Raw genomic sequence first — 20,390 nt, forward strand, 5'->3', positions numbered from 1 at the left:
AGCGCTGAACAAAATGACGAAAGCAGGTATGCCTGAAAGCGTGCGTATTGCCTGAAAACACAACCCGCTACGGGGGAGACTTACCCGAAATCTGATTTATTCAACAAAGCCTCCGATCTTTTCAAACATATTGCACCATCCGTGTACATCGGGGTGAGGATATGAAATCAATGGATAAGTTAACAACAGGTGTTGCCTATGGCACATCGGCGGGTAATGCTGGTTTCTGGGCATTGCAGTTACTCGATAAAGTAACTCCGTCACAGTGGGCTGCAATCGGTGTGCTGGGTAGCCTGGTTTTTGGCCTGCTGACGTATCTGACAAATCTTTATTTCAAGATTAAAGAAGACAGGCGTAAGGCTGCGAGAGGAGAGTAATCCAATGACTCAAGACTATGAACTGGTTGTGAAAGGAGTCCGTAATTTTGAGAATAAAGTTACGGTAACTGTAGCCTTACAGGACAAAGAACGCTTTGACGGTGAAATTTTTGACCTGGATGTCGCCATGGACCGTGTTGAAGGAGCTGCGCTGGAGTTTTATGAGGCAGCAGCCAGAAGGAGCGTCCGGCAAGTCTTCCTGGAAGTAGCAGAAAAATTGTCAGAAAAAGTTGAGTCTTATCTGCAGCATCAGTACTCCTTTAAGATTGAAAATCCTGCCAATAAGCACGAGCGTCCTCATCATAAATATCTATGAACACAAAAATCAGATACGGCCTGTCGGCTGCCGTTCTGGCGCTGATTGGTGCTGGCGCATCTGCTCCTCAGATACTTGACCAGTTTCTGGACGAAAAAGAAGGTAACCACACAATGGCATACCGCGATGGTTCTGGCATATGGACCATCTGTCGGGGTGCCACAGTGGTGGATGGAAAAACCGTTTTTCCCAATATGAAACTGTCGAAGGAAAAATGCGACCAGGTCAACGCCATTGAGCGTGATAAGGCGCTGGCATGGGTGGAGCGCAATATTAAAGTACCACTGACCGAACCACAAAAAGCGGGTATCGCGTCATTTTGTCCCTATAACATTGGCCCCGGTAAGTGTTTCCCGTCGACGTTTTATAAGCGGCTGAATGCTGGTGATCGTAAAGGTGCATGCGAAGCGATTCGCTGGTGGATTAAGGATGGCGGACGCGATTGCCGCATTCGTTCAAATAACTGTTACGGTCAGGTTATTCGTCGTGACCAGGAGAGCGCATTAACCTGCTGGGGGATAGAACAGTGAATCAGATATTCATGGTGATTTTTCTCGTGTTGTCAGGATTTATCGTCGGAAATGTCTGGAGCGACCGAGGATGGCAAAAAAAATGGGCGGAACGTGATGCTGCCGCATTATCACAAGAGGTAAATGCTCAATTTGCTGCTCGAATAATTGAACAGGGGCGAACTATAGCCCGTGATGAGGCTGTTAAAGATGCGCAACAGAAATCTGCTGAAATTTCTGCCAGGGCTGCTTATCTGTCTGATAGTGTTAACCAGTTGCGTGCCGAAGCAAAAAATATGCCATACGCCTTGACGCAGCGAAGCATACCGCAGATCTTGCCGCTGCCGTCAGAGGCAAAACAACCAAAACCGCCGAAGGAATGCTCACCAACATGCTCGGAGATATTGCAGCAGAAGCTCAGCTTTATGCTGAAATTGCTGACGAACGCTACATCGCAGGAGTGACTTGTCAACAGATCTATGAATCTTTAAGAGATAAAAAGCATCAAATGTAGGGTAATATTAAATCGGAACATTTACATCGCGGAATGTAAAATTTAAATAAAAAGGACTCTTCCATGAGCCAAAATTCCTGAAATCTTAAGGGTAAGATAAAAGGTCTTAATCAGAATGACACGTTTTATTAATAAATAAAGCTATTCTTTCATTGCTGTGTTTTTCTTTACAAAAGTAATCCTTGCTATGGGTGGTTAATCATGCGTTAATGGTGTTCTGGTTTGTTACAAATTTATCTGAAGCAGTCATTTTTATAATTTTATTATTTGTACCTCTTGAGATTTCCTTGTTGGTTTTTCTCTCTGATATTTTTTTTTCGGACCATTCTGCCCAAGGGCTAATTTCTTCAAAAGGTAATAATTATGTCTAACAAAATGACTGGTTTAGTGAAATGGTTTAACCCTGAAAAAGGTTTTGGTTTCATCACGCCGAAAGATGGCAGCAAAGATGTGTTTGTCCATTTCTCAGCAATTCAGAGCAACGATTTCAAAACATTAACTGAGAATCAGGAAGTTGAATTTGGTATTGAGAACGGACCTAAAGGTCCTGCCGCTGTTCATGTAGTGGCGCTTTGAGGTAGACAATATTACAAACCATATTCACTTTAGATGCCCGTGTTGTCATGGTTCCCAGTATAGAACATCATCTTTTGATGTTTCTGACATGAATCCTTTCGGGGCAAAATGTATCTTTTGTAAATCAATGATGATTACATTTGATAATATTTCACAATACTTAAATGCCAGCCGTCTGTCGTTGGATTTAAAAAAGTGAAAATGAAGGCTCCTTCGGGAGCTTTTTTGCTTGGTGTCTATTCGATGGATACTCACATACTACGGTAACATCATGAAAAAAATCATAGTTTTTTTTAACTCTGAACCAGCAGTGGTAGTGTCAGCGATGACTGGAGTTAACACCATCATGCGTGAATATCCAAATGGCGAAAAAACACACCTTACTGTAATGGCCGCAGGGTTTCCATCTCTGACCGGAGATCATAAAGTCATTTATGTAGCCGCGGATCGACATGTTACTTCAGAAGAAATTCTGGAAGCAGCAATAAGGCTCTTGAGTTGATTTGATGCTATTGCATTGATAATTCAGGAAAATTCTCTTTGTCTGTTTGTGTAAAATTTAGACTATCGTATGTTGATTATTGCGATGTTTCATCTTATCTTTTACACGTTTGCACCATATAATCGACTTACTGTGTAACTGGAAAGTCATAACAGACTAAAAGAGGAAATGATGAATATTGAAGACTTAAAAACAAAAGCAGAAGCAGATATTTCTGAATATATAACAAAAAAAATTATTGAACTTAAGAAAAAGACCGGGAAAGAAGTTACCAGTATTCAGTTTACCGCACGGGAAAAAATGACGGGTCTTGAAAGCTATGATGTCAAGATTAATTTAATCTGATGTATTCAATAATAAAGTTTATCCATAAACCTCGTTTTTACGGGGTTTTGTTATATTTGAATGGTTCCGAATATCTAAATCACAATTGTTGATGGTTTTTATTAAACCAATGCAGTCCGGCTCAGGAGTGAGAGAAGCCGGACGTTATGGTTTAGCGTGGTAAGATCTGTGTAGTTTTCTGGATGCTTTCAGTAAATAGTAATGAGTTATCAAAGGCATAGTAATATCTTTGGTGTTCCTGGATATTTGTAACCCATCGGAAAACTCCTGCTTTAGCAAGATTTTCCCTGTATTGTTGAAATGTGATTTCTTTTGATTTCAACTTATTATAGGAGGTCTCTATAAGATGTTTGTTTCTGGAGAATTTAACATTTACAACCTTTTTGAGTCCTTTTACTAACACTATGTTGTCGTTTTCTAACACAATGTGAATATTATCTGTGGCTAAATAGTAAATATAAAGTGAGACATTGTGACGTTTTAGCTCAGAATAAAATAATTCACAGTTTAAATCTTTACGCACTTGATCGAATATTTCTTTAAAAATGGCAGCCTGAGCCATTGGTAAACCTTCCATGTGATACGATGGCGCGTAGTTTGCGTAACAAAGTTGAGCCTTGCTGGCATCCAGGAGGGATATGCAACCGACAGATGTATGTAAGGTCGATGTACTCAAACTTTCATACTTTTCCTCTTTTATGCAGAAAGATTTGAAGTAATATTTTAACCGCTAGATGACGAGCAAACGCATGGAGCGACAAAATGAATAAAGAACAATCTGCTGATGAACTCTCGTTGGATCTGATTCGTGTAAAAAATATGCTTAATAGCACCATTTCTATGAGTTACCCGGATGTTGTAATCGCATGTATAGAACATCAGGTGTCTCTGGAAGCATTCAGGGCAATTGAGGCAGCGTTGGTGAAGCACGATAAGAATTCGAAGGATTATTCCCTGGTGGTTGACTGAGCACCATAACTGCTAATCATTCAAACTATTTAACCTGTGACAGAGTCAATGTCGCATTCTGTCACTGTCAGGCTAATACAGAGCTGCAATTCAACTACTGCAATGTCCTCGTAATTAGGTGAATTTACATATCGTCCTGTTCGGATGCCGGCTGCATTGCTGAAGATGAGGCATTTATGGTTCGCATATTTTCCCCTCATGCTCGTCAGTCCTGTGCGTAGGAAGAAACAGGACACTCACACTAATTTGTGTGGGCATGCTGTGATGTCCTTCTGAATTATTCCTATGCCATTATGTAAAGCGCTGTATCAGATGCTCGTCACGGCTGTCAGGCTGTCGGGTCCTCCCGGTGGGGGCCCCTGCCACGGGGCGGGAGCGTCGCGGAAAAAGGCTAGTTTTTGAAATTTCATTCGTCATCACCACTACTGTAATAGATTGATATTACAGTGTTTTTATTTTTGTGGTGTCGATTTTGATTGTTTTTTGTTCATCACTAACACCGTTTGCCTAAAGTTGTTCGCAAGATGCATGTTTAAAACATTCTGGAGCGGGTATGGATCGAGAGTTAAAAAATCTGACGCTGAATATCAGTCAACTGGCGGCACTGTCAGGTGTACATCGCCAGACTGCTGCGGCAAGGCTGCAAAATCTACCCGTTGCAGGGGGGCATGAAAGCAACCTCAAGCTTTATCGGGTGGTTGATATTGTGTCGGCATTTCTGGCATTACCACCGCCGGTTGCAGAAAGCGAAATGGATGCGCATGAGCGCAAAGCCTGGTATCAGTCTGAACGTGAGCGTCTTAAGTTCGAACAGGAAACGGCACAACTCATTCCGGCCAGTGATGTCAGACGGGAGTTTGCCATCTGGGCAAAAGCGGTCGTGCAGGTGCTGGAGACATTACCGGATATTCTTGAACGTGACTGCGGTCTGCAGCCTGCCGCTGTGAGCCGTGTTCAGTCCATTATTGATGATCTGCGCGATCAGATAGCCCTGCGGGTGACTGAAGCAGGTGCGGATGATGAGGAGGAATTACAGCAGGAGGAGTAATGCTGAATCAGGAAACCGCAAAGGCAGCACGAACCGATTCAGGTTATATCCTTCGCGCACCGAGACGAATGCGGGTTGCTGATGCCGTTGCTCAGTATATGCGGGTGCCCCTGGGGGCAGGGAACTCAGTCCCGTGGGATCCGCTGGTGGCACCGTATGTTATTGAGCCGATGAACTGCCTGGCCTCGCGTGAATACGACGCAGTGATATTTGTTGGCCCGGCACGAACCGGCAAGACTATCGGCCTGATTGACGGCTGGGTGATTTACAACGTGATTTGCGATCCTGCTGATATGCTGATCATTCAGATGACGGAGGAAAAAGCCCGCGAACACTCCAAAAAACGACTCGCCAGAACGTTTCGCGTCAGCCCGGAAGTGGTCAGTCGCCTGAGTCCGAACAAAAATGACAACAACGTTTATGACAGAACATTCCTTGCTGGTAACTACCTGAAAATCGGCTGGCCGTCAGTCAATATCATGTCCTCATCAGATTATAAATGCGTCGCGCTGACGGATTATGACCGTTTTCCGGAAGATATTGATGGCGAGGGGGATGCTTTCTCTCTTGCCTCAAAACGTACCACAACATTTATGTCCAGTGGTATGACGCTGGTGGAGAGTTCCCCCGGCAGGGATGTGAAGGATGTGAAATGGCGACGGACTTCACCGCATGAGGCTCCACCAACCACGGGGATACTGTCGCTCTATAACCGTGGTGATCGCCGTCGCTGGTACTGGCCCTGTCCATACTGTGGTGAGTATTTTCAGCCCTGCGGCGATGTGGTTGCTGGTTTCCGTGATATTGCCGATCCCGTGCTGGCAAGTGAGGCGGCTTATATTCAGTGTCCTTCCTGTTCAGGACGGATTATGCCTGAACAAAAACGTGAGCTGAACGGACGTGGGGTCTGGTTGCGGGATGGTGAATCCATCAATGCGGATGGCAGTCGTTATGGTGATCCCCGACGCTCACGTATTGCGTCATTCTGGATGGAGGGGCCGGCAGCTGCTTACCAGACACTCTCGCAACTCGTTTACAAACTGCTTACTGCAGAACAGGAATACGAGACAACCGGAAGTGAAGAAACACTCAAGACGGTTATCAATACCGACTGGGGATTACCTTATCTTCCCCGCGCCAGCATGGAGCAACGAAAAAGTGAACTGCTTGAGCAGCGGGCAGAGCCAGTTCCTTCCCGCAGTGTGCCGGATGGCGTTAATTTCCTTGTGGCGACAGTGGATGTGCAGGCGGGACGTCATCGCCGTTTTGTGGTTCAGGTAACGGGCTATGGCAGCCGTGGCGAACGCTGGATTATTGATCGTTACAACATCACGCAGTCATTGCGCGGTGACAGCGACGGGGAGAGCCAGCGAATTGATCCGGCCAGCTATCCGGAAGACTGGGATGTCCTGCTGACGGATGTTTTTCATAAAAGCTGGCCGCTGGCCTCCGATCCTTCTCAACAAATGCGACTGATGGCAATGGCGGTGGACTCCGGCGGTGAAGACGGGGTCACTGATAATGCCTATAAATTCTGGCGTCGTTGCCGTCGTGATGGCCTTGGTAAACGTATTTACCTGTTTAAGGGCGACAGCATCCGGCGCGCAAAACTGATCACCCGTACATTCCCTGATAACACCGGACGAACGGGCCGACGGGCGCAGGCCGCAGGTGATGTGCCGCTCTGGCTTCTTCAGACGGATGCACTGAAAGACCGGGTGAATAACGCGTTATGGCGTGACTCGCCAGGTCCCGGCTATGTGCATTTCCCTGACTGGCTGGGGAGCTGGTTTTACGACGAACTGACGTATGAAGAGCGGAGCAGTGACGGGAAATGGAGTAAGCCAGGTCGCGGTGCCAACGAAGCTTTTGACCTGATGGTGTATGCCGAGGCTCTGGTCATTCTGCATGGATACGAAAAGATCCGCTGGCCGGATGCACCGGAGTGGGCGAGCCGGGAAACCTGGCTGGAGTGTGTCCCGGACAGTACCGAACCGTCACCCACACCGGAACCGGTATCCACGCCTGTTAAAAAACAAAAACGGAAGAAAACAGTAACTGACGATGTTAACCCCTGGCTGACTTCCGGAGGATGGTTATGAATCAGAATGATATTGAAGCCATGATTCAGCGTTATACGGAAGCTGAAATGGCGGTGCTGGACGGAAAATCCGTCACTTTTAATGGTCAGCAGATGACCATGGAAAACTTATCTGAGATCCGGCAGGGGCGGCAGGAGTGGGAGCGCCGCCTTGCGGCTCTGATTACACGACGACGGGGGCATCCCGGGTACCGGCTGGCGAGGTTCTGATGGCAATTCTTGATGATGTGATTGGCGTTTTTTCACCAGGATGGAAAGCGGCAAGGCTGCGTTCCCGAGCGGTGATCCAGGCTTATGAGGCCGTAAAAACGACGCGGACACACAAAGCCCGACGGGAGAACCGAACTGCCGACCAGTTAAGCCAGTACGGGGCCGTGTCGTTACGTGAGCAGGCCCGTTACCTTGATAACAACCACGATCTGGTCATTGGTGTATTTGACAAGCTGGAAGAACGGGTGGTGGGGAAAAACGGGATTATTGTCGAGCCACATCCGGTATTACGCAATGGTGCCATTGCCCGTGACTTGGCAGCGGAGATACGTACCCGATGGAGTGAATGGTCTGTCAGTCCGGAAGTCACCGGGCAGTTTACCCGTCCGATGCTGGAACGTCTGATGCTGCGTACCTGGCTGCGCGATGGTGAGGTGTTTGCCCAGATGGTTTCCGGGCGCATAAACAGCCTGACGCCTTCTGCCGGTGTTCATTTCTGGCTGGAGGCGCTCGAGCCGGACTTTATTCCCATGACCAGTGATGAGAGCAACAGGCTGAATCAGGGCGTGTTTGTTGATGACTGGGGGCGTCCCGAAAAATATCTGGTGTATAAAAGTCGTCCTGTATCCGGACGGCAGATGGAAACCAAAGAAGTGGATGCAGAGCGAATGCTGCATCTTAAATTTGTTCGCCGTCTGCACCAGATGCGCGGGACGTCTTTATTGTCCGGTGTGCTGATCCGCCTCAGCGCCCTGAAAGAGTATGAAGATTCTGAGCTGACTGCAGCAAGGATCGCCGCTGCTCTGGGGATGTACATCCGGAAAGGCGACGGACAGAGCTATGAAACGGATGGTAATGACAGCAAGGAGAATGAACGCGAGCTTACCATTCAGCCAGGCATTATTTACGACGATCTGAAACCCGGCGAAGAAATCGGAATGGTGAAGTCGGATCGTCCCAATCCTAACCTTGAAACTTTTCGTAATGGTCAGTTGCGTGCCGTGGCGGCGGGCAGTCGTCTGAGTTTTTCCAGTACGGCACGCAACTATAACGGCACTTACAGCGCCCAGCGTCAGGAACTGGTTGAGTCTACTGATGGCTACCTGATCCTGCAGGACTGGTTTATTGGTGCCGTCACCCGCCCGATGTATCGTGCATGGCTGAAACAGGCTGTGGCATCCGGTGTTATCAGGCTACCCCGCGATCTTGACCGTTCTTCACTGTATACCGCGGTGTATTCCGGACCAGTGATGCCGTGGATTGACCCTGTTAAGGAGGCTGAGGCCTGGAAAATCCAGATTCGTGGTGGAGCGGCGACAGAATCAGACTGGGTACGTGCTGGTGGTCGTAATCCGGATGATGTCAAACGTCGGCGCAAGGCCGAAATTGATGAAAACCGCAAGCTGGATCTGGTATTTGATACCGATCCGGCCAGTGATAAAGGAGGCAGCAGTGCCGCAACGAAACGACAGGAGCCGCAGCACACCGACGACCAGTCCGAAGAATAATTCCTGGTTCAGGATGCAGGCTGGTCACCAGAGTGACGCGGATATTTATATTTATGACGAGATTGGTTTCTGGGGTGTTACAGCGAAGCAGTTTATCAGTGATCTGAATGCACTGGGCGATATCACCCACATTAATCTCCATATTAATTCACCGGGTGGCGATGTCTTTGAAGGCATCGCCATTTTTAATGCGCTGAAAACACATGGTGCGTCCATTACCGTTTATGTCGACGGTGTGGCGGCGTCAATGGCGTCGGTCATTGCGATGGTGGGAAACCCGGTCATTATGCCGGAAAACACTTTCATGATGATTCATAAACCATTTGGCTTTACGGGCGGTGATGCGGAGGACATGCGCACCTATGCCGACCTGCTCGATAAAGTTGAGGCGGTTCTGTTACCCGCTTATGCACAGAAAACCGGGAAAACCACCGATGAAATTGCTGCCATGCTGGCGGATGAGACCTGGATGTCCGGTGCCGAATGTCTGGCACATGGATTTGCTGATCAGGTAACGCCAGCCGTTAAGGCAATGGCATGTATTCAGTCAAAACGTACAGAGGAATTTAAAAAGATGCCGGAATCCATTCGAAACATGATTACTCCGCCACGCAACAGTGCTCCACGCGTACAGGATGATGAACCTGCAGCCTCCCGGACGCCAGTGCAGGCAGCAGCACCCGTGGTGGATGAAAACAGTATCCGTGCGCAGGTACTGGCAGAGCAAAAAGCGCGTGTAAACGGTATTAATGATCTGTTTGCCATGTTTGGCGGGCGTTATCAGACGCTGCAGGCTCAGTGTCTTGCCGATCCTGAATGTTCGCTGGAGCAGGCCCGCGAAAAGCTGTTGAACGAGATGGGGCGCGAGTCCACGCCATCCAATAAAAATACCCCGGCTCATATTTATGCCGGTAACGGTAATTTTGTGGGGGACGGGATCCGCCAGGCGCTGATGGCGCGTGCCGGATTTGAAAAAACCGAACGTGATAATGTCTACAACGGGATGACCCTGCGTGAATATGCCCGTATGTCACTGACTGAACGGGGTATTGGGGTTTCCAGTTATAACCCGATGCAGATGGTCGGTGCGGCGTTCACACACAGTACGTCTGACTTCGGTAATATTCTGCTGGATGTTGCGAACAAAGCCATTCTGCAGGGCTGGGAAGATGCTCCTGAAACCTATGAACAGTGGACGCGGAAAGGTCAGTTGTCTGATTTTAAAATTGCCCATCGTGTGGGTATGGGGGGCTTCAGTGCTCTGCGTCAGGTGCGTGAAGGGGCGGAATATAAATACGTCACCACCGGAGATAAACAGGCCACTATTGCACTGGCGACCTATGGCGAGCTGTTCAGTATCACCCGTCAGGCCATTATCAATGATGATCTGAATATGCTGACCGATGTCCCGATGAAGCTGGGCCGTGCGGCGAAATCCACCATTGCCGATCTGGTTTATGCCATTCTGACGTCTAACCCGAAAATCTCCACAGATAATGTAAGTCTGTTCGATAAAGCGAAACATGCAAACGTACTGGAGAGCGCTGCAATGGACGTGGCATCGCTGGATAAAGCCCGCCAGTTGATGCGCGTTCAGAAAGAGGGGGAGCGTCATCTGAATATTCGTCCTGCGTTCGTACTGGTACCGACGGCGATGGAGTCTGTTGCTAACCAGGTCATTCGCTCCTCAAGTGTCAAGGGGGCTGACATTAACGCCGGTATTATTAACCCGGTGAAAGATTTTGCGACCGTTATTGCAGAGCCTCGTCTTGATGATAACAGCCAGACCACCTTCTACCTGGCTGCGTCCAAAGGCTCCGATACGATTGAAGTGGCTTATCTCAACGGTGTGGATACGCCATATATTGATCAGATGGAGGGCTTCAGTGTGGATGGCGTGACAACGAAAGTGCGTATTGACGCCGGTGTCGCGCCAGTTGATCACCGCGGTCTGGTGAAATGTACGGCGTAAACGTCGCAGACAACAACTCTGATGGCCCGTAAGGGCTTTTTTTGTACCTGAAATCAGCCTCTGAACGGGGCTGTGCGGAGACAGTTATGGCAAAGAATTTTGTAGAAGAAGGAAAAACGGTGGCGATTGTTGCCAGTGCAGCCATCAGCAGCGGAGATCTGGTGCAGGTGGGTGATGTTTTTGCGGTGGCGCTGACCGATATTCCACAGGGTGAAACAGGCGACGGCATGACCGAAGGTGTGTTTATCCTGCCTAAACTGAAAACGGATGACATGAAAACGGGTAAGAAGGTTTATCTGAAGTCCGGAAAAGTTCAGCTGACTAACAGCGGCTCTGATCCGCTGGTCGGGGTTGTCTGGGCAGATGCCGGAACCAGTGCAGAAGAAGTGCCGGTAAAACTCAATGTCTGATCCCTTTTCCCGGCTGGCAGCGCGTATGGATGCGATCACGGTCAGAAAGATGGGAAAGACAGCCTCGATTAATGATGTCGATATGGCTGTGATCCCGGACGAAACACTTGCAGAGCTGAATGCTCTGTCCGGACCTGCGGTCTCTCTGGTGGTGTTTTCTTCGGGATACCGCCCACGGCGCGGGGATCGCGTTGTTTATGACGGACAACAATGGACGGTCACACGGCATGAACGTTTTAACGGTAAGCCAATGATCTTTATTGAGTAAAGAGGTGTGGGATGAAGGGGCTTGAGAATGCCATCCGCAATCTGAACAGCCTTGATACCCGTATGGTGCCACAGGCCAGCGCATGGGCGATAAACCGTGTGGCACAGAAAGCGGTCTCGGTTGCCACCCGGCAGGTTGCCGGGAATACCGTTGCGGGAGATAACCAGGTGAAAGGGATCCCCCTGAAACTGGTACGTCAGCGTGTCCGGGTGTTTAAAGCCAGTCCGTCAGGAAAAATGACGGCCAGGATCCGCGTTAACCGGGGCAATCTGCCCGCCATTAAGCTGGGGACAGCCCGGGTCAGACTGGCCCGGCGTGGTGGAAAACTGCAGTACCGTGGCAGTGTGCTGAAGGTGGGTAAATATCTTTTCCGGGATGCGTTTATTCAGCAACTGGCGAATGGTCGCTGGCATGTGATGCGGCGTATTGATGGCAAAAATCGTTACCCCATTGATGTGGTGAAAATCCCGCTTTCCAGACCGCTGACACAGGCATTTGAAGATGCCCGCGACCGCATCATTGCTGCGGAAATGCCGAAACAGCTGGGGTATGCACTGAAACAACAACTGAGGTTATGGCTGACCCGATGAACCGACATACACAAATCCGCCAGGCCGTACTGGCACGCCTTCGGGAACAGTGTGGAGACAGCGCCACGTTTTTTGACGGGCTTCCGGCATTTATTGATGCGCAGGAACTGCCTGCCGTGGCGGTGTGGCTGAGTGATGCTCAGTACACCGGAAAAATGACGGATGAAGATGACTGGCAGGCTGTTCTGCATATTGCTGTCTTCATCCGGGCACAGGCACCGGATTCAGAGCTGGATATGTGGATGGAGAGCACCATTTTCCCGGCCCTGAATGATATACCGGCACTTTCCGGACTCATCGACACCCTGATCCCTCTCGGTTTTAACTATCAACGTGATAATGAGATGGCCACCTGGGCGATGGCGGAAATCACGTACCAGATCACGTACACGAATTAAAGGAGGTGGCAATGACCACACCAAATCCACTGGCAAAAACGAAAGGTGCGGGAACGACGTTCTGGATGTACACCGGCAAGGGCGATGCGTTTGCGAACCCTTTATCGGACACTGACTGGCTGCGTCTTGCGATGGTGAAGGATCTGCAACCTGGCGAAATGACCGCTGATGCAGAAGATGACACTTATCTCGATGATGAAGATGCAGACTGGAAAACGACAACCCAGGGGCAGAAATCCGTCGGTGATACTTCGGCGACGCTGGCCTGGCGTCCGGGTGACAGCGGGCAGAAAAAACTGGTTCAGTTGTTCGACTCCGGTGAAGTCTGCGCGTTTCGTATCAAATATCCCAACGGCACTGTTGATGTTTTCCGTGGCTGGCTGAGCTCACTGGGTAAAACCATTGCCTCAAAAGACGTGATGACCCGCACAGTGAAAATCAGCGGTGTGGGGCGTCCGTATCTGGCAGAGGAAGGCACTGAAACAGTGAGCGTTACCGGGCTGACGGTGGCACCGGCATCTGCCAGTGTAAAAGTGGGAGCAACCACCACGCTGACCTTTACAGTAAAACCTGACGGAGCCAGTGACAAAGCGATCAGTGTGCATTCGACAGATCCACAGACTGCCACGGTGACCCTGAACGGGCTTGTGGCCACGGTGAAAGGCGTGAAGCAGGGCAGTGTCAGCATTGTGGGCATGACTTCTGACGGCGATTTTGTGGCAGTGGCTGCGGTGGCTGTCAGCGCCGCAGGTTAACAGGACGATACTCATCATTTGCCCCGGTTATCCGGGGCTTTTTTGCAGGTGGAGAACATGATGTTTCTGAAACAGGGCACGTTTAATTATGAAAAGCAGTCCGTGGTGCTCAGTGAGCTGTCCGGGCTGCAGAGAATTGAATATCTGGCGTTTGTTCAGCAGCGAACGGCAAAGTTTGATGCCGAAGAGGGAGAACTGCCGGAGGCTGAACGACAGATTGCTTTTCTGCGGATGGGGATGGATATCAATGCCTGGCTGGTTTCCCGCTCACTGTGGAATGCGGAACAGTCTCAGGATGTTGAGACGCTTTGCGCATCCGTTATTACAACATGGTCGTATGATGCCCTGGGAGCGGGGGCGGAGATGGTTCTGTCGCTGAGCGGTATGGGAGCCATTGAGAATGCCGGGGATTTGGAGCATGAGGTGCTGACGCCGGAAAAGTCCTGACGCGGGAAATGCAGTTTGTCATGCGGCTTGCCCGGGAGTTCCGGCGGGCAGACTGGCGGCGGATGCTGTCGGAAATGTCGGCCACTGAGCTTGGTGAGTGGGGCGATTATTTCCGGATGCAGAGCTTCAGTGATGTGTGGATGGATGCGCAGTTTGCCTCGCTGAAGGCATTGATCGTGAGAATGGTGTCCGGTAGCAGTGATGCTGCGGTGGCTGATTTCAGCCTTTTACCGGAAGAGAACGGGATACCGGAGCGAACGGACGAAGAACTGATGCATCTTGGGGAAGGTATTTCCGGAGGTGTGCGTTATGGACCAGATAGCCAACCTGGTCATTGATTTGGGGATTGATGCGGCAGAGTTTAAAAATGAAATTCCCCGTATCAAAAACCTTCTGAATGGTGCAGCCAGCGATGCAGAACGGTCTTCTGCCCGTATGCAGCGTTTTATGGAGCGTCAGACTCAGGCCGCCCGGCAGACAATGCAGGCGGCTTCTTCGGCTGCAACAGCCGCATCCGTCCATGCGCAGACGGTGGAGAAGAGCGCACAGGCTCATGAACGCATGGCCCGCGAGGTGGAGCAAACCCGCCAGCGTATGGAGGCACTGAGCCAGAAAATGCGCGAGGAACAGGCGCAGGCCATGGCTCTGGCGGAGGCTCAGGATAAAGCGGCTGCCGCGTTTTATCGTCAGATTGACAGTGTGAAACAGGCCAGTGCGGGGCTGCAGGAATTACAGCGTATTCAGCAGCAGATCCGACAGGCCAGAAACAGTGGCGGGATTGGTCAGCAGGATTATCTGGCGCTGATTTCTGAGGTTACGGCGAAAACCCGTGTTCTTACGCAGGCTGAGGCAGAGGCTACCCGACAGAAAGTGGCGTTTATCCGTCAGCTTAAAGAGCAGGCAACCCGCCAGAATCTTTCTTCTTCTGAGTTGCTTCGTGCTAAGGCTGCCCAGCTGGGGGTAAGCAGTGCTGCAGAAGTGTATATCCGCAAAATGGAGCAGGCAGGAAAAGCCACGCATTCGCTGGGTCTGAAAAGTGCAGCGGCCCGCCAGGAGATAGGCGTTCTGATAGGTGAACTGGCTCGCGGCAATTTAGGTGCGCTGAGGGGATCCGGGATAACGCTGGCTAACCGTGCCGGATGGATAGACACACTGATGTCACCGAAAGGCATGATGCTGGGCGGGGTTATTGGCGGTATTGCCGCGGCCGTCTATGGTCTGGGTAAAGCCTGGTATGATGGTCAGAAGGAGGGGGAAGAATTTAACCGCCAGTTGTCGCTGACGGGGCATTATGCCGGAGTCACTGCCGGGCAGCTGTGGACGCTCAGTCGTGCTATTTCCGGGAATGGTATTACGCAACATGCTGCAGCCGGTGCGCTGGCTCAGGTGGTGGGGAGTGGTGCATTTCGTGGAAACGATATCGGTATGGTGGCGAGAGCTGCCGCACAGATGGAGCGATCGGTTGGCCAGTCGGTCAGCGATACCATAAATCAGTTTAAGCGGCTGAAGGATGATCCTGTAAATGCCGCGAAGGCTCTGGACAATGAGCTGCATTTTCTTACTGCCACTCAGCTTGAGCAGATACGCGTCCTTGGGGAACAGGGGCGGTCCAGTGATGCGGCACGGATAGCCATGTCTGCACTGGCAGAGGAAACCGGTCGGCGTACTGCGGATATTGATAATAACCTCAATGCGCTGGGCAGTACGCTGAAGTATCTGTCTGATTTATGGAGTAGTTTCTGGGATGCGGCCATGAATATTGGTCGTGAAGACTCGCTGGATGAACAGATTTCCGCTTTACAGGAGAAAGTGTCGCGGGCGAAAAGACTCCCCTGGACGGCATCATCTTCTCAGGTTGAGTACGATCAGCAGCGTCTTAACGAGCTTCAGGAGAAAAAACGCCAGAAGGATTTGCAGGATGCAAAAGAGCAGGCAGAGCGCAATTATCAGGAGCAACAGAAACGCCGTAATGCTGAAAATGCTGCACTGAACCGGATGAATGAAACGGAAGCAGCACGACATCAGCGTGAAATTGCGCGTATTAATGCCATGCAGTACGCCGATCAGGCTGTACAGCAGCGCTCCCCGCTCTCCTCCATGATCCGAACCGAAGAACAGGTAGTTTTTGCGGCCCAGACTGACCATCCGCAACGCATTTTCAGCGATGTTATTGTCCGCCTCAGCCCAGCCATCATCTGCATAGTACGTCAGCGCCGGCCACTGGTTCAGGGCGTATGCGAACGCTTTCGCCAGTTCTGAGTGTCGCGACAGGGTTTTCATCTTTTCACGCAGCCAGCTTTCCAGGGATTTCAGCAGCGGTTTCGTTTTCAACTGACGTTCGGCAAGGCGCTGCTCCGCCGTCATTCCCCTTATCTCTGCCTCGATGGCGTACAGTTCGCCGATCCGTTTCAGCGCTTCCTCCGTCAGGGCTGACGGGGTGCGAACGTGCACATCGTGGATTTTACGGCGGGCGTGAGCCCAACAGGCGGCTTCCGTTATCCGGCCATCCCGGTACAGCTCGTTGAACCCGGCGTATGCATCCGCCTGCAGTACACCACTGAACCCCGCAAGATGGGTCTGCGGATGGATGCCTTTTCTGTCCGGGCTGTAAGCGAACCACACCGCCGGCGCCAGCGTTGACCCGGCGTTACGGTCGTCACGAACGTAGGTCCATAACCGCCCGGTCTTCGTTTTCTTATTGCCTGGCAACAGCACCGGGACAGGCGTGTCATCAGCATGGAGCTTACCGTCAGTCAGCACATAGTCCTGAAGCGCTTCTTCCAGCGGTGACAGTAGCCGGCAGCATGCATCCACCCAGCCCGACAGCAGTGAACGACTCAGCTCCACGCCCTGGCGGCCGTACATTTCAGACTGGCGGTACAGCGGGGTGTGCTCTGCATACTTTGAGATCAGCACGCGGGCCAGCAGCCCCGGTCCTGCGATACCCCGCTCGATGGGCCGTGAAGGCGCGGGGGCCTGCACGATGGCATCGCACTGAGTACAGGCATGCTTTTCACGTACAGTCCGGATAACCCGGAAGGCGCTGCGCATCAGCTCCAGCTGTTCGGCGGCATCCTCACCCAGATAGCTCAGCGAGCCTCCACATTCCGGGCAGCATGACGCTGCCGGCAGCAGCCGTTTTTCATCGCGGGGGAGTGATTCGGGGAACGGTTTGCGGGTGCGGGTTTGACGCAGCGGGCGCTGCACGGCCGGGTCGTCAACCCGACCGGTAAGGGTATCACTTTCTTTCTGAAGTGCCTTCAGGTCAGCTTCCATCTGTGCGATACGACGGGAGACTTTTTCCGAGCGGCTGCCGAAGTTCATCCGGCGCAGCTTATCCAGCTGTGCCTGCAGATGGTCTATTTCGCGTTCACGCTCGTTCAGCTTTTCCTGCAGGGCACGGTTCAGCGCCTCCTGTTCGGCAAGGAGACGTTTCAGTGCATTGATATCGTCAGGAAGTGAGCTGCTCATACCGGGTATATTACCAGGCTCATTCAGCGTCGACCAGGATAAAGAGGCTTACAACATAGTCAGGGACGTAAGCAGTCTTTTAGGCTGCCGCCAGTCGATACCTTCCAGCAGCATCGCCAGCTGTGCCGGTGTGAGGAACACTTTGCCATCCCGGGCTGACGGCCAGGCGAAGCGGCCGCGCTCCAGCCGTTTGGTCAGCAGACACAGTCCATCGCCGGTAGACCAGAGGAGCTTTACCTGACTGCCATTACGCCCACGGAAGATAAAAACGTGACCTGACATCGGATCGTCTTTCAGCGTCGTCTGCACCTTTGCCGCCAGGCCGTTGAAGCCGTTTCTCATATCGGTGATGCCAGCGACCAGCCAGATCTTTGTCCCTGATGGTAATGGGATCAACGTTTGAGCTCCCGTATCAGCAGGTTCAGGAGGCACCATTCAGACGGAGTGATCCGTGCCGGAACGTCACTTCACAGCTGATATTGAGTGATTCAGGTGTCGCAGTAGCTACAGGTTGTGACCGGGGGGAGGTTGTAGGGACAACATCTTCGGCATCAAGTGTTATCGGGAGCAGCTCAGGCACGTTGTTTTCTGTTGTTGAAGGAGGACGTAGTTTTCCTTCGCGCCAGTACTGGCGCCACTTGAACAGCAAATTATCGTTGATCCCATGCTCACGAGCGAGTTGCGCTACGGAGATCTCTGGTCGATGCGAGAGTTCAACCATTTTGATTTTGAACTCAACGGGATAATTAGGGCTTTTTTTACGCACTGCGGTTAATGATTTCATGGATAGCGTCCACCATATTTGGTGTCCACTATTCTCTCAGGAATTTCAGGATCTGCCAGACGGTGCTGAGACGACGCTTACATATCTCCGGTGAGCCGGAGGCGTATTTCCGGATGTCGCCGGAGGACTGGCTGCGGGCAGAGATGCAGGGTGAGATTGTGGCGCTGGTCCACAGCCACCCCGGTGGTCTGCCCTGGCTGAGTGAGGCCGACCGGCGGCTGCAGGTGCAGAGTGATTTGCCGTGGTGGCTGGTCTGCCGTGGGGAGATTCATAAATTCCGCTGTGTGCCGTATCTCACCGGGCGGCGCTTTGAGCACGGGGTGATGGACTGTTACACGCTGTTCCGGGATGCTTACCATCTGGCGGGGATTGAGATGCCGGATTTTCATCGCGAGGATGACTGGTGGCGTCACGGTCAGAATCTCTATCTGGATAATCTGGAGGCCACAGGGCTGTATCAGGTGCCGTTGTCAGCGGCGCAGCCGGGCGATGTGCTGCTGTGCTGTTTTGGTTCATCGGTGCCGAATCATGCCGCCATTTACTGCGGCGACGGTGAGCTGTTGCACCATATTCCTGAACAACTGAGCAAACGAGAGAGGTATACCGACAAATGGCAGCGACGCACACACTCCCTCTGGCGTCACCGGGCATGGCACGCATCTGCCTTTACGGGGATTTACAACGATTTGGCTGCCGCATCGACCTTCGTGTAAAAACGGGGGCTGAAGCCATCCGGGCGTTGTCCACACAGCTCCCGGCGTTTCGTCAGAAACTGAATGACGGCTGGTATCAGGTGCGCATTGCTGGGCGTGATGCAGGTGAAACCGAATTATCTGCCCGTCTTAATGAGCCGCTGGCAAATGGTGCCGTGATCCACATCGTGCCGCGTCTGGCGGGAGCTAAAAGTGGCGGTGTGTTTCAGGTGGTGCTGGGGGCGGCGCTGATTGCTGTGGCATGGTGGAACCCTGTGGGCTGGCTGGGTGCCGCGGCTGTATCGGGCATGTATGCGGCAGGGGCCAGTATGATCCTGGGTGGTGTGGCCCAGATGCTGGCACCGAAAGCCCGGACGCCCACAGCGACCAGCACGGATAACGGTAAGCAGAACACCTATTTTTCATCACTGGATAACATGGTTGCCCAGGGCAATGTTCTGCCTGTTCTGTACGGTGAAATGCGTGTGGGGTCTCGTGTGGTTTCTCAGGAGATCAGCACGGCAGATGAAGGGGACGGTGGTCAGGTTGTGGTGATTGGCCGCTGATGCAAAATGTTTTATGTGAAACCGCCTCCGGGCGGTTTTGTCGTTTATGGAGCATGACGAATGGGCAAAGGCAGCAGTAAGGGGCATACCCCGCGCGAAGCGAAGGACAACCTGAAATCCACGCAGTTACTGAGTGTGATCGATGCCATCAGCGAAGGGCCGATTGAAGGTCCGGTGGATGGATTAAAAAGCGTGCTGCTGAACAGTACACCGGTGCTGGACAGTGAGGGGAATACCAACATCGCCGGTGTCACGGTGGTGTTCCGGGCAGGTGAACAGGAGCAGACACCGCCGGAGGGATTTGAATCCTCCGGATCCGAGACGGTGCTGGGTACGGAAGTGAAATACGACACGCCGATCACCCGGACCATCACGTCTGCAAACATCGACCGTCTGCGCTTTACCTTCGGTGTGCAGGCACTGGTGGAAACCACCTCAAAGGGTGACAGGAATCCGTCGGAAGTCCGCCTGCTGGTTCAGATACAGCGTAACGGTGGCTGGGTGACGGAAAAAGACATCACCATTAAGGGCAAAACCACCTCGCAGTATCTGGCCTCGGTGGTGGTGGATAACCTGCCGCCGCGCCCGTTCAGTATACGGATGCGCAGGATGACGCCGGACAGCACCACAGACCAGCTGCAGAACAAAACGCTCTGGTCGTCATACACCGAAATCATCGATGTGAAACAGTGCTACCCGAACACGGCACTGGTCGGTGTGCAGGTGGACTCGGAGCAGTTCGGCAGCCAGCAGGTGAGCCGTAATTATCATCTGCGCGGGCGTATTCTGCAGGTGCCGTCGAATTATAACCCGCAGACGCGGCAATACAGCGGTATCTGGGACGGAACGTTTAAGCCAGCATACAGCAATAACATGGCCTGGTGTCTGTGGGATATGCTGACCCACCCACGCTACGGCATGGGGAAACGTCTTGGTGCGGCGGATGTGGACAAATGGGCGCTGTATGTCATCGGCCAGTACTGCGACCAGTCAGTGCCGGACGGCTTTGGCGGCACGGAGCCGCGCATCACCTGTAATGCGTACCTGACCACACAGCGCAAG

26 protein-coding genes and 4 pseudogenes are annotated in these 20,390 nt (G+C 51.8%); 26 read left to right on the forward strand and 4 right to left on the reverse strand.

What is annotated here, in order from left to right:
- The first annotated feature begins 161 nt into the window (after positions 1 to 161).
- The 9 genes and pseudogenes from essD (at position 162) to ACJHWT_RS23270 (ending at position 3,139) form a co-directional block, all read left to right on the forward strand.
- Positions 162 to 377: a phage lysis protein EssD gene (gene essD / locus ACJHWT_RS23230; protein ID WP_000839590.1), complete on the forward strand. Its 216-nt coding sequence runs from the start codon at positions 162 to 164 to the stop codon at positions 375 to 377.
- A 4-nt stretch (positions 378 to 381) separates the two neighbouring features.
- On the forward strand, positions 382 to 693 hold the full coding sequence (locus tag ACJHWT_RS23235; RefSeq protein ID WP_000189916.1) for a YdfR family protein: 312 nt from the start codon (positions 382 to 384) through the stop codon (positions 691 to 693).
- Positions 690 to 1,223, forward strand: a complete 534-nt coding sequence (locus ACJHWT_RS23240; protein ID WP_001092971.1) for a lysozyme — start codon at positions 690 to 692, stop codon at positions 1,221 to 1,223. The genes ACJHWT_RS23235 and ACJHWT_RS23240 overlap by 4 nt, the downstream gene beginning before the upstream one ends.
- Positions 1,220 to 1,716, forward strand: a pseudogene (locus ACJHWT_RS23245) (DUF2514 domain-containing protein). Before ACJHWT_RS23240 ends, ACJHWT_RS23245 begins: the two are co-directional and overlap by 4 nt.
- A gap of 363 nt (positions 1,717 to 2,079) precedes the next feature.
- Positions 2,080 to 2,292 (forward strand): cold shock protein CspI, encoded by a 213-nt coding sequence (cspI, locus tag ACJHWT_RS23250; protein ID WP_000066495.1) that lies wholly within the window; start codon positions 2,080 to 2,082, stop codon positions 2,290 to 2,292.
- A gap of 10 nt (positions 2,293 to 2,302) precedes the next feature.
- Positions 2,303 to 2,491: a cold-shock protein gene (locus tag ACJHWT_RS23255; RefSeq protein WP_071524604.1), complete on the forward strand. Its 189-nt coding sequence runs from the start codon at positions 2,303 to 2,305 to the stop codon at positions 2,489 to 2,491.
- 2 nt (positions 2,492 to 2,493) lie between these two features.
- Positions 2,494 to 2,559, forward strand: a complete 66-nt coding sequence (gene ynfR, locus ACJHWT_RS23260; RefSeq protein ID WP_120795388.1) for a small protein YnfR — start codon at positions 2,494 to 2,496, stop codon at positions 2,557 to 2,559.
- A 4-nt stretch (positions 2,560 to 2,563) separates the two neighbouring features.
- The gene (ynfN, locus tag ACJHWT_RS23265; protein WP_024210515.1) at positions 2,564 to 2,794 is read left to right on the forward strand and encodes a protein YnfN; all 231 of its coding nucleotides are present in this window, start codon (positions 2,564 to 2,566) and stop codon (positions 2,792 to 2,794) included.
- 171 nt (positions 2,795 to 2,965) lie between these two features.
- Complete coding sequence (locus tag ACJHWT_RS23270; protein WP_001019139.1) at positions 2,966 to 3,139, forward strand: GnsA/GnsB family addiction module toxin; 174 nt, start codon at positions 2,966 to 2,968, stop codon at positions 3,137 to 3,139.
- A gap of 151 nt (positions 3,140 to 3,290) precedes the next feature.
- Here the strand turns inward: ACJHWT_RS23270 and ACJHWT_RS23275 are convergent, their stop codons facing one another.
- The gene (locus tag ACJHWT_RS23275) at positions 3,291 to 3,701 is read right to left on the reverse strand and encodes a DUF1398 domain-containing protein (RefSeq protein WP_000035577.1); all 411 of its coding nucleotides are present in this window, start codon (positions 3,699 to 3,701) and stop codon (positions 3,291 to 3,293) included.
- 200 nt (positions 3,702 to 3,901) lie between these two features.
- On the opposite strand from ACJHWT_RS23275, the gene ACJHWT_RS23280 reads away from it, so the two are divergent.
- From ACJHWT_RS23280 to ACJHWT_RS23345, 14 genes and pseudogenes are all read left to right on the forward strand, one after another.
- Positions 3,902 to 4,108, forward strand: coding sequence for a hypothetical protein (locus ACJHWT_RS23280; protein ID WP_001031431.1), 207 nt, complete (start codon positions 3,902 to 3,904; stop codon positions 4,106 to 4,108).
- A 553-nt stretch (positions 4,109 to 4,661) separates the two neighbouring features.
- On the forward strand, positions 4,662 to 5,156 hold the full coding sequence (locus ACJHWT_RS23285; RefSeq protein WP_001696471.1) for a DUF1441 family protein: 495 nt from the start codon (positions 4,662 to 4,664) through the stop codon (positions 5,154 to 5,156).
- Positions 5,156 to 7,258: a phage terminase large subunit family protein gene (locus tag ACJHWT_RS23290; RefSeq protein ID WP_001696472.1), complete on the forward strand. Its 2,103-nt coding sequence runs from the start codon at positions 5,156 to 5,158 to the stop codon at positions 7,256 to 7,258. The genes ACJHWT_RS23285 and ACJHWT_RS23290 overlap by 1 nt, the downstream gene beginning before the upstream one ends.
- Positions 7,255 to 7,467 (forward strand): hypothetical protein, encoded by a 213-nt coding sequence (locus tag ACJHWT_RS23295; protein WP_001072975.1) that lies wholly within the window; start codon positions 7,255 to 7,257, stop codon positions 7,465 to 7,467. Before ACJHWT_RS23290 ends, ACJHWT_RS23295 begins: the two co-directional genes overlap by 4 nt.
- A complete protein-coding gene (locus ACJHWT_RS23300) occupies positions 7,467 to 8,975 on the forward strand; it encodes a phage portal protein (protein WP_000985957.1) in 1,509 nt (502 codons plus the stop codon). Before ACJHWT_RS23295 ends, ACJHWT_RS23300 begins: the two co-directional genes overlap by 1 nt.
- Positions 8,920 to 10,947: a ClpP-like prohead protease/major capsid protein fusion protein gene (locus ACJHWT_RS23305; protein WP_001360054.1), complete on the forward strand. Its 2,028-nt coding sequence runs from the start codon at positions 8,920 to 8,922 to the stop codon at positions 10,945 to 10,947. The genes ACJHWT_RS23300 and ACJHWT_RS23305 overlap by 56 nt, the downstream gene beginning before the upstream one ends.
- 86 nt (positions 10,948 to 11,033) lie before the next feature.
- Complete coding sequence (locus tag ACJHWT_RS23310) at positions 11,034 to 11,357, forward strand: DUF2190 family protein (protein WP_001097046.1); 324 nt, start codon at positions 11,034 to 11,036, stop codon at positions 11,355 to 11,357.
- A complete protein-coding gene (locus tag ACJHWT_RS23315; protein WP_025492009.1) occupies positions 11,350 to 11,625 on the forward strand; it encodes a DNA breaking-rejoining protein in 276 nt (91 codons plus the stop codon). Before ACJHWT_RS23310 ends, ACJHWT_RS23315 begins: the two co-directional genes overlap by 8 nt.
- A gap of 11 nt (positions 11,626 to 11,636) precedes the next feature.
- Complete coding sequence (locus ACJHWT_RS23320; protein WP_042003597.1) at positions 11,637 to 12,215, forward strand: phage tail protein; 579 nt, start codon at positions 11,637 to 11,639, stop codon at positions 12,213 to 12,215.
- Positions 12,212 to 12,613, forward strand: coding sequence for a phage minor tail U family protein (locus ACJHWT_RS23325; RefSeq protein WP_001079398.1), 402 nt, complete (start codon positions 12,212 to 12,214; stop codon positions 12,611 to 12,613). The genes ACJHWT_RS23320 and ACJHWT_RS23325 overlap by 4 nt, the downstream gene beginning before the upstream one ends.
- Before the next feature lie 11 nt (positions 12,614 to 12,624).
- Positions 12,625 to 13,368, forward strand: coding sequence for a phage tail protein (locus ACJHWT_RS23330; protein WP_000211109.1), 744 nt, complete (start codon positions 12,625 to 12,627; stop codon positions 13,366 to 13,368).
- A 60-nt stretch (positions 13,369 to 13,428) separates the two neighbouring features.
- The gene (gene gpG, locus ACJHWT_RS23335) at positions 13,429 to 13,815 is read left to right on the forward strand and encodes a phage tail assembly chaperone G (RefSeq protein ID WP_001300035.1); all 387 of its coding nucleotides are present in this window, start codon (positions 13,429 to 13,431) and stop codon (positions 13,813 to 13,815) included.
- 8 nt (positions 13,816 to 13,823) lie between these two features.
- Entirely contained in the window at positions 13,824 to 14,153 is a 330-nt protein-coding gene (locus ACJHWT_RS23340) for a phage tail assembly protein T (protein ID WP_001161009.1), read from the forward strand.
- Positions 14,125 to 15,891 (forward strand): annotated as a pseudogene (locus ACJHWT_RS23345) (phage tail length tape measure family protein); the annotation flags it as partial. The gene ACJHWT_RS23340 and the pseudogene ACJHWT_RS23345, both read left to right, overlap by 29 nt.
- Here the strand turns inward: ACJHWT_RS23345 and ACJHWT_RS23350 are convergent.
- From ACJHWT_RS23350 to tnpA, 3 genes and pseudogenes are all read right to left on the reverse strand, one after another.
- A pseudogene (locus ACJHWT_RS23350) lies at positions 15,874 to 17,286 on the reverse strand (IS66-like element ISEc22 family transposase); the annotation flags it as partial. The pseudogenes ACJHWT_RS23345 and ACJHWT_RS23350 overlap by 18 nt on opposite strands.
- Before the next feature lie 48 nt (positions 17,287 to 17,334).
- Positions 17,335 to 17,682: an IS66 family insertion sequence element accessory protein TnpB gene (gene tnpB / locus ACJHWT_RS23355; protein WP_000612626.1), complete on the reverse strand. Its 348-nt coding sequence runs from the start codon at positions 17,680 to 17,682 to the stop codon at positions 17,335 to 17,337.
- Between the two features lie 25 nt (positions 17,683 to 17,707).
- Entirely contained in the window at positions 17,708 to 18,070 is a 363-nt protein-coding gene (gene tnpA, locus ACJHWT_RS23360; protein WP_162780419.1) for an IS66-like element accessory protein TnpA, read from the reverse strand.
- Between tnpA and ACJHWT_RS23365 the strand changes: the two genes are divergently transcribed.
- The 3 genes and pseudogenes from ACJHWT_RS23365 to ACJHWT_RS23375 all read left to right on the forward strand — a co-directional run.
- Positions 18,061 to 18,783, forward strand: a complete 723-nt coding sequence (locus ACJHWT_RS23365) for a C40 family peptidase (RefSeq protein ID WP_374704724.1) — start codon at positions 18,061 to 18,063, stop codon at positions 18,781 to 18,783. The genes tnpA and ACJHWT_RS23365 overlap by 10 nt on opposite strands.
- Entirely contained in the window at positions 18,681 to 19,328 is a 648-nt protein-coding gene (locus ACJHWT_RS23370; RefSeq protein ID WP_041498141.1) for a tail assembly protein, read from the forward strand. Before ACJHWT_RS23365 ends, ACJHWT_RS23370 begins: the two co-directional genes overlap by 103 nt.
- A gap of 60 nt (positions 19,329 to 19,388) precedes the next feature.
- A pseudogene (locus tag ACJHWT_RS23375) lies at positions 19,389 to 20,390 on the forward strand (host specificity protein J); the annotation flags it as partial.

The sequence above is a fragment of the Escherichia sp. WS338 genome (assembly GCF_046486405.1).
Taxonomy (GTDB): domain Bacteria; phylum Pseudomonadota; class Gammaproteobacteria; order Enterobacterales; family Enterobacteriaceae; genus Escherichia; species Escherichia coli.